The organism is Streptomyces rapamycinicus NRRL 5491 (genome assembly GCF_024298965.1).
Classification (GTDB): Bacteria; Actinomycetota; Actinomycetes; order Streptomycetales; family Streptomycetaceae; genus Streptomyces; species Streptomyces rapamycinicus.
In genome coordinates this window covers 5,042,260-5,053,767 of sequence record NZ_CP085193.1, presented here as the reverse complement: position 1 = coordinate 5,053,767, position 11,508 = coordinate 5,042,260, and the positions used below count along the sequence as shown (strand labels likewise).

At 72.5% G+C, this 11,508-nt stretch carries 9 protein-coding genes; 6 read left to right on the top strand and 3 right to left on the bottom strand.

Translation table 11 applies throughout. The features are described 5' to 3' along the window. Window positions 1-332: 332 nt before the first annotated feature. Window positions 333-1,085 carry an IPT/TIG domain-containing protein gene (locus tag LIV37_RS20910; RefSeq protein WP_020869113.1) on the top strand — a complete coding sequence of 251 codons (753 nt, stop codon included), beginning with the start codon at window positions 333-335 and terminating at the stop codon, window positions 1,083-1,085. Between the two features lie 83 nt (window positions 1,086-1,168). After that, window positions 1,169-2,683, top strand: coding sequence for an IPT/TIG domain-containing protein (locus LIV37_RS20905; RefSeq protein ID WP_121824680.1), 1,515 nt, complete (start codon window positions 1,169-1,171; stop codon window positions 2,681-2,683). Here LIV37_RS20905 and LIV37_RS20900 read toward each other — a convergent pair. Then, entirely contained in the window at window positions 2,680-4,704 is a 2,025-nt protein-coding gene (locus LIV37_RS20900; RefSeq protein WP_020869111.1) for a GTP-binding protein, read from the bottom strand. The genes LIV37_RS20905 and LIV37_RS20900 overlap by 4 nt on opposite strands. A gap of 297 nt (window positions 4,705-5,001) precedes the next feature. Between LIV37_RS20900 and LIV37_RS20895 the strand changes: the two genes are divergently transcribed. After that, window positions 5,002-6,468, top strand: coding sequence for a glycoside hydrolase (locus tag LIV37_RS20895; protein ID WP_020869110.1), 1,467 nt, complete (start codon window positions 5,002-5,004; stop codon window positions 6,466-6,468). Window positions 6,469-6,533: 65 nt separating this feature from the next. Here LIV37_RS20895 and LIV37_RS20890 read toward each other — a convergent pair whose 3' ends face one another. Beyond that, window positions 6,534-7,124: a TetR/AcrR family transcriptional regulator gene (locus LIV37_RS20890; RefSeq protein ID WP_243146187.1), complete on the bottom strand. Its 591-nt coding sequence runs from the start codon at window positions 7,122-7,124 to the stop codon at window positions 6,534-6,536. A 166-nt stretch (window positions 7,125-7,290) separates the two neighbouring features. Here LIV37_RS20890 and LIV37_RS20885 point away from each other — a divergent pair, with 166 nt between their 5' ends. After that, window positions 7,291-8,118, top strand: coding sequence for an NAD(P)H-binding protein (locus tag LIV37_RS20885; protein WP_020869108.1), 828 nt, complete (start codon window positions 7,291-7,293; stop codon window positions 8,116-8,118). Window positions 8,119-8,373: 255 nt separating this feature from the next. On the opposite strand, the gene ku is transcribed toward LIV37_RS20885, so the two are convergent. Then, complete coding sequence (gene ku / locus LIV37_RS20880) at window positions 8,374-9,480, bottom strand: non-homologous end joining protein Ku (RefSeq protein WP_121824681.1); 1,107 nt, start codon at window positions 9,478-9,480, stop codon at window positions 8,374-8,376. Window positions 9,481-9,510: 30 nt separating this feature from the next. On the opposite strand from ku, the gene ligD reads away from it, so the two are divergent. Together ligD and LIV37_RS20870 are read left to right on the top strand one after the other, a co-directional pair. Next, on the top strand, window positions 9,511-10,524 hold the full coding sequence (gene ligD / locus LIV37_RS20875) for a non-homologous end-joining DNA ligase (RefSeq protein WP_020869106.1): 1,014 nt from the start codon (window positions 9,511-9,513) through the stop codon (window positions 10,522-10,524). After that, the gene (locus LIV37_RS20870; protein ID WP_185057981.1) at window positions 10,521-11,462 is read left to right on the top strand and encodes an ATP-dependent DNA ligase; all 942 of its coding nucleotides are present in this window, start codon (window positions 10,521-10,523) and stop codon (window positions 11,460-11,462) included. Before ligD ends, LIV37_RS20870 begins: the two co-directional genes overlap by 4 nt. Window positions 11,463-11,508 lie beyond the last annotated feature (46 nt).

The following is an 11,508-nucleotide window of genomic DNA, read 5'->3' as shown; positions in this document are numbered from 1 at the left end:
GGGCCGTACGGGGCGGGACGGCAGGCCCGGCGCGTCCGGTGTGCGGCGCCGCCGGTCGCGCGCGCCCGGCCATTCGGGTGACGTCGCGTCACCTCTTCTTGTGGCGGGCTACGTCGGATGGATTACTGAAAGTGTGCGGTGGAACCTCCCGTCGATTCTTTCGGCGCTGGGGGGCGCCGCGTCCTCGCCGGAGCCGGGCGCCAGGCGTACCGCGAGGAGGACCGGGCGGGTGCCCCAAAGCCCGCGGTCGCGCACCGGACTCCCGTGAGCGCGAGCGGGTCCAGCCCGCCCGGTCCCGTCCACGCCCGTCCTCACCCAGGAGGCAATGCGCCATGCCCATCTCACCCAGCCAGGGGTCGTCCGCCGGCGGACAGACCGTCGTCATCACGGGCACCAACCTCGGCGGTGCCACGGCCGTGCACTTCGGCAGCAAACTGGCCACCATCACGGCCAACAACGCCACCTCCGTGACGGTCACCACGCCGTCCGGCAGCGGGGTAGTGCAGGTGACCGTGACCACGCCCGGCGGCACCAGCAATCCGCTGAACTTCTATTACGTCGGCCCGCCCTTCAAGTCCGCGCTGAGCAGCACCTCCGGGCCGCTCGCGGGCGGCAATACGGTCACCATCACCGGCACCGGGTTGTCGACCGCCAGCGCCGTGGCCTTCGGCGCCAACTCCGCGACGCCGACCATCGTCTCCGACAGCCAGATCACCGTGGTCGTGCCGACCGGCGCAGCGGCCGGGCCGGTCGGGGTGACCGTCACCACCGCGGGAGGCAGCAACAACGGGTTCTCCTACACCTATGTGGCCACCCCGACGGTCACCGGCTTCACGCCCGCCTCGGGCCCGCCCTCCGGGGGCACCGCGGTGACCATCACCGGCACCAATCTGTCCACCACCCAATCGGTGACCTTCGGCGGCATCGCGGCGTCGTTCATCGTCATCAGCGACGCCAGCGTGTCCGCGGTCTCGCCGCCCACCGCGGACGGGCAGCCCGGCCCCGCCGACATCACAGTCACCACCCAGGCCGGCAGCGCGACTGCCGGTACCCCGTTCCAGTACGTGGCCGGTCCGGGCATCTGATCACCGTGGGACGACCCGCCAGAAGGAGAACCACCTTGAGTACCCCTCAAGCCACAGGTACAGGCACCGGTCCCTCGACGGCCATGGCGTCCCCTCCTGTGATCAGTTCCGTGAGCCCCGCCGCCGGCTCGCCCGGCGGCGGGACCCCGGTCACCCTGACCGGGAGCAACTTCACCCAGGCCACGGCGGTCCGCTTCGGCCCGAACTTCGCCCTGTCGTACACCGTGGTCTCCGCCACGCAGATCACGGCGGTGGCTCCGGCGGGCAGCGGCACCGTGCAGATCACGGTGACCACGCCGGGTGGGACGAGCAACGGGGTGGCGTTCGGCTATGCCGCCGCCCCCGCCCTCACCGGCATCTCGCCCGCCACGGGCCCCGCCACCGGCGGTACGACCGTAACCCTGACCGGCACCAATCTCCTCGGCGCGACGGTGGTCAGATTCGGGGCCGTCAACGCCACTTCCTTCACGGTGGTGTCCGCGACCCAGATCACGGCGGTGGCTCCGCCGGGGAGCGGCACGGTGCAGGTCACCGCGACGACGCCGGGTGGGACGAGCAATGGGGTGTCGTACAGCTATGTGGCGGTGGCGGTGCCGGTGCTCACGGCCGTCTCGCCGGGACAGGGGCCGGTCGGTGGCGGCAATACCGTCACGCTTACGGGGAGCGGCTTCACGGGGGTGACGGCCGTGCGCTTCGGTTCGACGCCCGCCTCGTCGTTCACGGTGGTCTCGGCGACCCAGATCACGGCGGTGGCTCCGCCGGGGAGCGGCACGGTGCAGGTCACCGCGACGACGCCGGGTGGGACGAGCAATGGGGTGTCGTACAGCTATGTGGCGGTGGCGGTGCCGGTGCTCACGGCCGTCTCGCCGGGACAGGGGCCGGTCGGTGGCGGGAACGTGGTGACGCTCACCGGTAGCGGCCTTACGGGTGTCACCGCCGTCAACTTCGGCTCGACGCCCGCCTTGTCGTTCACCGTGGTCTCGGCCACCCAGATCACCGCGGTCGCCCCGCCGGGGGCCGCCGGGCCGGTGCAGATCACCGTGACCGGGCCGGGCGGCACCAGCAACGGCGTCACGTACTTCTACGTCGGCGTGCCCACCCTCACCGGCGCCACACCCGCCCAGGGCCCCACCTCCGGCGGTACGACCGTCACCCTCACCGGCACCAACCTCCTCGGTGCGACGGCGGTCAGATTCGGGGCCGTCAACGCGACCTCCTTCACGGTGGTGTCGGCCACGCAGATCACGGCCGTGGCGCCATCCGGCAGCGGCACCGTGCAGATCACGGCGGTCACGCCGGGCGGCACCAGCAACGGCGTCCCGTACACGTATGTGCCCACCCCCGTCCTCACCGGCCTGTCGCCGGCCCAGGGGCCGCTCGACGCCGGGACCACGGTCACGCTCTTCGGCAGCGGTCTCACCACCACCAGTTCGGTGCTCTTCGGCTCCACGCCCGCCTCGTTCACCATCGTCTCCGACACCTGGGCCACCGCCATCGCGCCGTCCGGGCCCGCAGGCCCGGTGAACGTACAGGTCCGCACGCCCGGCGGCAGCAGCAACAGCGTCGTCTACACCCGTGTGGGACCGCCCGGGATCTAGGAGCCGGTGCCGGGGCCCGCCGCCCCGGCGCGCAGCGGCCGGTCGGCGCACGGCCGGGACCACCACACCCCCTCGCCGTGCGTCAGCCGGGGCAGGATCCGCTCGAAACCGTGTACCCGGCGGGCCGGAATCTCGCCCCGCAGCAGCCACCCGGTGGCACCGTCCGCACTCTCGCCGATGTCCGCCTCGGCGGCGGCGAGGTGGGCGGCGACCGCGGCGAGCGTCTCGGCCGGGAGCTCCAGTTCGAAGGCGTGGTACGGCTCGTAGATCCGCCACCCCGCGCGCTCCAGGGCCTCCCCGAGCACCACCGGGGTGAGGTCGCGGAAGTCGGCCGCGGTGCTCAGCGGGCCGATGAACCCGGAGCGGACGAGAACGACCCGGCAGTCCGTCACCGAGCGTCCGCGGGGCCCGTGGAAGAGCGTCCCGTACACGGTCTCCTCGATCGCGTTGTGGAACGCCCGGGGCAGCGCGCCCAGTTCGGTCTCGTAGCCGAAGACCACCCCGGCGCCGCGCTCGGCGGGCTCCACGCGCAGCCCGACGGTCGCCCAGGGCCCGGTGTGGCCGGCCCGGGCGATCTCGCGGACGGCCTCGCCCACCCCCGAGGGGCGCTCGACCAGCACCGGACGGCTCGGCTCGAAGTCCGCCTCGACGCCGTAGTCCTGGACCAGCGTGGCCGCGATGATCTCCTTCTGCACCTCCCCGTACAGCAGCACCGACGTGGCCCCGCCGGGCATCGCCCGCGCGTGGATCAGCGGATCCTGATCGGCCAGGTCCAGCAGCGCGGTGTGCAGCCGGGACGCGGCGGCGGCGCCGGGCTCGCGGGCGCGGACGAGGGTCTGGAGGCTGGGCGCGGCGAAGTGCCGCCGGTCCGACGGGACGTCGTGGACGGGCCCGAGCCGGTCGCCGACCCGGACCCCGGGCAGCCCCTTGATCCGCGCGATGTTCCCGGCGGTCAGCGGCCCCCGCGCGGCCCCCGCGTCTCCGATGACCTCCAGCGCGGTGATCTGCCCGGTGTGCTCGGTCAGGGCGCCGCCGGGCTCGCGGCGGTGCAGGGTCACCCGCTGCCGCAGCGTCACCTCGCCGGAGTACAGCCGCAGATAGGCCGTACGGCCGCCCCGGGCGCCACTCCGGTCACCGCCCGTGCCGCTTCCGCCGGTTCCGCCGCCTTTGCCGCTTCCGCCGGTTCCGCCGCTTCCGCCGGTTCCGCCGCGCTCCACGGCGAAGACCGTGCCGCACGGCTCCGTGCCGTCCGGCGCGGGCGGCACCAGCCGGGCCACCCCCTCGACCAGCGCCCCGACGCCCTCGCCGCTGAGCGCCGAGCCGAAGAAGACCGGATGTACCACCCCCTCCGCCGTACGGGCCGCGAGCGCCGCCCCCACCTCCCCGGCCGAGGGGAGCGGACCGTCCACGACCCGCGCGAGCATCGCGTCATCGGTCTCGGCCAGTACCTCGGCCGCCTCCGCGCGCACCCCCGGATCGTCCAGGGAACGCGGCCGGACGCGGGCGTTCCGCGTGCCCAGGGCCCTTACCGACGTCAGCGGGACGAGATGCGGGGCCAGGGCGCGCCGGATGTCGGCGAGCAGCCCCTCGTGGCGGGCGCCCGCACGGTCGATCTTGTTGATGAAGAGCAGTACCGGGAGCCGCAGCCGCCGCAGGGTCTTCATCAGCACCCGGGTCTGCGCCTGGACGCCCTCGACGGCGGACAGCACGAGCACCGCGCCGTCGAGCACCCCGAGGGCGCGCTCGACCTCGGCGATGAAGTCGGAGTGGCCGGGGGTGTCGATCAGGTTGATCTGGGTGTCCCCGGCGGTGAGGGACGCGACCGCGGTCCGCACGGTGATACCGCGCTGCCGCTCGATCTCGCCGGTGTCGGTCTGGGTGTCCCCGGTGTCGACGCTGCCGAGCCGGTCGATCACCCCGGCGTCGTAGAGCAGCCGCTCGGTCAGGCTGGTCTTACCGGCGTCGACATGGGCGAGCACACCGATGTTGAGGGTCTGTGAGACCCGTGGAGAGCTGGGCATGGATGCTGTGGTCCTCGAAAACGGTCGTCCGGTGGGGGCGCTGAGTCGTTCCGAGGAATCGGCGCATCGGTTGCTCCTGCTCGTAGATGTTCGTGGACGTGAGGTCGCGGACATCCTGGACACGGGGGCGGGCGGAGGCAACCGAATTTCGTGCGGCCCGTCACCGTGTGACCCCCGGCCCGCCCCGTGGGAAGCGCGGTCGGCTCGTAGAAAGCGCTGTCACGCCTCTCGACAACGTCCGCCGCTGCCCCGACTCTTCGTAGGCGACGGGGGCCGGTGCGGCTGAGGGGACTGACGATGCGGCGCAGAACGCTTCTGGCGGCGGCGGGCACCACCGTGCTCGGGACCGCCCTGACGACCGGCACCGCCTGGGCCGACGAGACCATCGGGGTCGACCCCGGCACCGACCACGGGGCCTGGGAGGGCTGGGGCACCTCGCTCGCCTGGTGGGCCAATCTCTTCGGGCAGCGGGACGACTTCGCCGATCTCTTCTTCACCACCAAGGCGGTGGGCTACGGCGGCCGCTCGCTGCCCGGTCTCGGGCTGAACATCGCCCGCTACAACCTCGGCGGCTGCGCGTGGACCAGCGTGGCCGGCGAGTCCATGGTGGCCTCGCCCAACATCCCCAGGTTCAAGCAGATCGAGGGCTACTGGTACGACTGGAACAGCGAGGACCCGGCCTCCGCGGCCTGGCACTGGAACGCCGACGCGGTCCAGCGGGCGGCGCTGGCCAAGGCCGTCCAGCGGGGCGCCGTCAGCGAGCTGTTCTCCAACTCACCCATGTGGTGGATGTGTCTCAATCACAACCCGTCCGGCGCGGCGGACGGCGGCAACAACCTCCAGTCCTGGAACTACCGCCAGTTCGCGCTCTACCTCGCCACCACCGCCCGCTACGCCCAGGACCACTGGGGTGTACGCTTCGCCACCGTCGAGGCGTTCAACGAGCCCTCGTCGGCGTGGTGGAAGGCGGACGGCACCCAGGAGGGCTGCCACATCGACGCGGCGGCCCAGCGGACCGTCCTCGGCCACCTCCGCATGGAACTCGACGCGCGCGGCCTGACCGGCACCCGGATCTCGGCGTCGGACGAGACCAGCTACGACCTGGCCCGCACCACCTGGAGTTCGTTCGACACCGCCACCCGCGCCCTGGTCGACCAGGTCAACGTGCACGGCTACCAGGGCTCGGGCGGCCGCCGCGATCTGCTGTACCTGGACGTGCGCGCGGCGGGCAAGAAGCTGTGGAACTCCGAGACGGGCGACAAGGACGGCACCGGCCTCACCCTGGCCACCAACCTCTGCCTGGACTTCCACTGGCTGCACCCCACCGCGTGGTGTTACTGGCAGGTGATGGATCCCAGCGCCGGCTGGGCGCTGATCCACTACGACCCGGACACCGCCCAGCCCGGCGCCGTGCAGACCAAGTACTACGTGCTCGCGCAGTTCACCCGCCACATCCGCCCCGGGATGCGGATCCTGGAGACCGGCTCGGACCACGCGGTCGCCGCGTACGACCCGAGGGCGCGGCGGCTCGTGCTCGTCGCCGTCAACCCCGGCGCCGCGCAGCCGCTGACCTTCGATCTGTCCCGCTTCGGCCAGGTCACCGGGGGCCCGGGCGGGCTGGTGCCGCGCTGGTCCACCCAGACCTCGGGCACCGGCGATCTGTACACCGCGCGCCAGGACACGGCGCTGGACGGGAAGCGGCTGAGCGTTCCGTTCGCCGAGAAGTCGGTGCAGACGTTCCAGATCGACGGGGTGACCGAGTGAGCCGACGGTAGGGCGTGGGGCGCAGGGCGTGGGCGTGCGGTTACGCGTAGGGCGTGGGCGTGCGGTTACGCGGCGAGGTGGCGGACGATGCGGCGCAACTGCTCCTCCCACCGCTCCCGGAACTCCGGCGAGTCCGGCTCGATGCCGAAGATCTGGCGGACGGCGTGCGGCATGGTGGCCGGTGCGGAGACCATGGCGTAGCACATCAGCAGCACGGCGGCCGGGTCGAGGTCGTCCGCCAGCTCGCCCGCCGCCTGCCGGCGCCGCATGTCGGACAGGTCCTCGCGCGGCTCGTCCCCCACCTCGCCGGTCAGCGCCTGCCAGCTGGCCAGCCGGATGCCGCGGGGGTCGTCGAACGCCTCCCGGAGGTAGCGGACGACCAGTTCCTCGAAGGGGACCGCGGGGTCGTTGAAGGTCGCCTCGCGCCGCAGCCATTCGCGGCCCAGCTCCCGGTAGAGGCCCTCCTTGCCGCCGAAGTAGTAGGTGATCAGCTGCTTGTTGAGGCCGGCACGGTCCGCGATGTCCTGGACGCGCGCGCCCGCGAACCCCTTCTCGGAGAACTCGTCCATGGCCGCCTCCAGCAGCAGCCGCCGGGAGCGCTCCGGGCACTGCTTGCGCTCCTCGGGCGTGGGGGCGCGGCGGGGCCTCTTGGACATCCCGTGCATCGTCGTCATCTCCTCTTCGGCCCGGACAGGCGGTCGGCCCGGACAGGCTAGCCGGGGTGCCCGCCATCCTCTCATCTAACTGTTTGACAACTTCATCCGTTTGGATGAACCTGGCTGCGGTTATGTGCGGGATCGCAGAACAGTAAGGAGATTGATCATGTTCGTGGTGACCGGAGCCACCGGAAACGTCGGCAGTCATGTGGTGAAGCACCTGGCCGACGCGGGCGCCGAGGTGCTCGCGCTCACCCGCGACCCCGAGGCGGCCCGGCTGCCGGAGGGCGTGCGGGCGGCCCGCACCGAGGAGTTGCCCCTGGACGGTGCCACGGCGCTGTTCCTCAACCCCGCGGTGGTCTGGCAGGTGGGTGCCGAGAAGATCCTGGAGCGGGCCAAGGAGAGCGGGGTGCGGCGGATCGTGATGCTCTCCTCGTCCTCCGTCCTGGACGATGTCGACCCGCAGCGGAACCCGATCGGCGTCCGCCACCGCGCCCTGGAGGACGAGGTCGAGGCCACGGGGCTGGAGTGGACGTTCGTCCGCCCGGGCGGCTTCGCCGTGAACGCGCTGCAGTGGGTGGACCAGATCAAGGCGGGGGACGTGGTGTACGGGCCGTACGCCGGGGCGCAGATGGCGCTCATCCACGAGGCCGACATGGGCGAGGTCTGCGCCCGTGCCCTGCTCGCCGACGATCTGGTCGGCCAGGCGCCGGAGCTGACCGGACCCGAGTCGCTGAGCTTCGCCGACCAGGTGCGCGTCATCGGTGAGGTCATCGGGCGGCCGCTGCGGTACGAGGAGATCCCGCCGGAGGCGGCGCGGGAGAGGATGGTCGGCGGGTTCCTCACGCCGGAGATGGCGGACTCGCTGCTGCGGGTCTTCGCGGAGTTGGTGGACCGGCCGCAGGCCGTCTCGCCGGAGGTGGAGCGCATTACGGGGCGCCCCGGGCTGACGTTCGCCCAGTGGGTGGAGGACCACGTGGCCGACTTCCGCTGAGGCGCGTGCCGCGCCGGGGCCCGGTTACGCACCGGGTCGCGCCTGCGGCAGGCTTTCCCCTACCCGCCCCTTCCCACAACCGGGGCTCCGCCCCGGACCCCGCTCCTCAAGCTCCCCCAGCTACCGCTGGGAGGTGCCCCCTGGAGGGGCTGATTCTCAGCCCGTCCGGCGATTGAGGACACGCCCGAAGGGCGTCCAGGGTCCAGGGGGCGGAGACCCATGGTCCGGGAAGGGGCGGGTAGGGGAAAGCCCGCCTCAGGAGGCGGTCCGCGTGCCGCGCTTGCCCGGCTGCTTCTTCGCGGTGGCCTTCTTGGCCGCCGTCTTCTTGGCCGCGGCCTTCTTCGTGCCCGCCTGCTTCTTCCCCGCAGGCTCCGCCTCCGCGGCCTCCGCGGCCTTGGCGGCCTTCGCCGTCTTCGTCCCGCCTCTCTTCGCCGCCGTCTTCTTCTCGGCCGCGGGCGCCTTCTTCGCCGCCGCGGCCTTCTTCGCCGGTGCCTTCTTACGGCCGCGCAGCTCGTGGACCGTCGCCTCCGGCTCCTCCCCGGCTTCGCCCTCCGCGGTCTCCGCCTCCTCCCCGGCCTCCTCGCCCCGGGCCTCCTTGGCGCTGCGGACGCTCTCCTTCAGCGCCGCCATGAGGTCGACCACCTGCGCGCCCGCGGGCCGCTCACCGGGCTCGGCGGTGGGCGTGGCGCCGGACACCTTCGCCGCCACCAGTTCCTCAAGCGCCTCGTGGTACTCGTCGCGCAGATCGTTCAGATCCACCTCTCCGAGCGTCTCCATCAGGGTGTCCGCGAGGTCCAGTTCAGCCGGTTTCACGGTGACCTTCTCCTTGGGGGCCACCCCCGCGGGCTCGCGCACCTCGTCCGGCCAGAGCAGCCGGTGCAGCGCGATCGTGTCGCCCACGACGCGGAGCATCCCCAGCCGCTCGCGGCCGCGGTGGGCGTATTTGGCGATGGCGACCTTCTCGCTGCGCTTGAGCGCCTCGCGCAGCAGGGTGTACGGCTTGGCCCCGGCGGCGCCGCTGGTGCCCAGGTAGTAGGCGTCGCCCATCTGGAGCGGATCGATCTCGGAGGCGGAGATGAACGCCTCGATCTCCAGGGTGTGGGTGGTGGGCAGCGGAAGGGCCGCGAGATCCTCCTCGGTGATCGGGACCAGTGCGCCGTCCGCGTCCTCGTACGCCCGCCCGATCTCGCTCGACTCCACCGGTTTGTCCTCGAGCTCGCAGACCTTGCGGTAGCGGATGCGGCCGTTGTCGCTGGTGTGGATCTGCCGGAACGAGATCGAGTGGTCCTCGGTGGCCGGATAGATCTTGATCGGAATGCTCACCAGGCCAAAGGAAATGTTCCCATTCCAGATAGATCGCATGCTTGATCCCTTTCGTGAGATTCTTATCGTATGTCCCCGATCGCGGAGGTGGAGGGGCGGCGGATCACGCTCAGGAACCTCGACAAGGTCATCCATCCGGCCACCGGCACCACCAAGGGCGAGCTGCTGCACTACCTGGCGTCCACCGCGGACGCGCTCCTCGGCCATCTGCGCGGGCGGCCGCTGGCGTTCCTGCGCTACCCGGACGGCCCCGACGGCCAGAAGTTCTTCACCAAGAACCCGCCTCCGGGCACGCCTTCCTGGGTGATGACGGCCGAGGTCACCCGCCATAAGGGGGAGACCGCGCGGCAGGTGGTGATCCAGGACCTGCCCTCGCTGATGTGGTCGGCCAACCTCGTGGTGGAGCTCCACACCCCGATGTGGCGGATCGACCAGGGCGTGGGCATCGCCGACCGGCTCGTCTTCGACCTCGACCCCGGGCCGCCCGCCACGATCGTGGACTGCCGCGTCGTCGCCGTATGGCTGCGCGAACGGCTGGCCGACGACGGCCTTACGGCGTACGCGAAGACCAGTGGCTCCAAGGGGCTGCATCTGCTGGTGCCGGTGGAGCCGACCCCCTCCCGGCAGACCACCGCCTACGCCAGACGGCTGGCCCTGGAGGCCGCGAACGCCATGCCGGACCTGGTCATCCGCAAGATGACCCGCTCACTGCGGCCCGGGAAGGTGTACGTGGACTTCAGCCAGAACGCCGCCGCGAAGACCACCGCCGCCCCGTACACCCCCCGCGCCGTCCCCGAACCGGCCGTCTCCGCGCCCGTCACCTGGGAGGAGGTCGAGGCGTGCGGCGACCCCGCGGCGCTGACCTTCCTGATCGACGACATCCCCGCGCGCCTCGACCGCCACGGGGATCTGCTGGCCCCGTTGCTGGACCCGGCGGAGGGGCGCCCGCTGCCGACGGGCGAGGCCGCCGCCGAGGAGGACGCCGGGGCCGCCGTCGAGGAGGACGCCGGGGCCGCCGTCGAGGAGGACGCCGAGGACGAGGACAGTGGCCAGGGCGACGGCGAAGGCGCGGCCGACCGATGACCTCGCCCTCCCCTGAGCCGCCCCTTCAGCCACCCGTGGACGTGGCGCTGGCCCGTGTCGTCCCGATCCTGCCCACCGCCCCGCCCGGCCGGCGACTGGCGTACGAGCCCAAGTTCGACGGCCATCGGCTGCTGATCTTCCGGCTGGGGGACACCGTAAGGATGCAGGCCCGCTCCGGCCGCATCATCACCCGCGCCTTCCCCGACCTGGCGGCCGCCGCGCGGCCGCTGCCGCCCGGCACGGTCCTCGACGGCGAGGTGGTGGTGTGGGCGGGCGGCCGTACGGACTTCGCCGCCGTCCAGAAGCGCGCCTTCGCCGCGTCCGAGTCCCGGGCGGGGCGGCTCGCCCGGGAACTGCCCGCCTCCTACGCCGCCTTCGACCTGCTCGCGATCGGCGCGGAGGATCTGCGGCCGCTTCCGTACGAACAGCGCCGCGCCCGGCTGATGGCGCTCCTCGAACCGCTCGGCCCACCGCTCCAGGCCGTGCCGATGACGACTGATCCGGAGCTCGCCGCCACCTGGTACGCGTCACTCCTGGAGATCGGTATCGAGGGCCTGGTCATCAAGGAGCTGGACCAGCCCTACCGGCCGGGCCGCCACTGGCGGAAGGTGCGCCACTCGGAGACCCGTGACGCCGTGGTCGTCGGCGTCGTCGGCCCCCGCCTCCGCCCGCGCGCCCTCGCGCTGGTGCTCCCCGGCGACGACGCGCCCTTGATCTCCGCCCCGCTCTCCACGGCCGTCCGCGCCCAGCTCGGCACGGCCCTGCGCGACCTGCCCGACCCCCAGCCCCCGCCCGCCGAACTCCCCACCGCCCTGGACCGCGTCGGCGCCGAGATCGCCTACCGCCCCATCGCCCCGGACCTGACCGTCGAGGTCCGCCAGGAAGGCACGGTCCGCCACGCGGCGACGAGAGTCATGCGCCTCCGCATCCCCGACTGATCACCTCCGGCCGACCCCGTGCCCCGGGTGCCCCGGCCGTGCGACG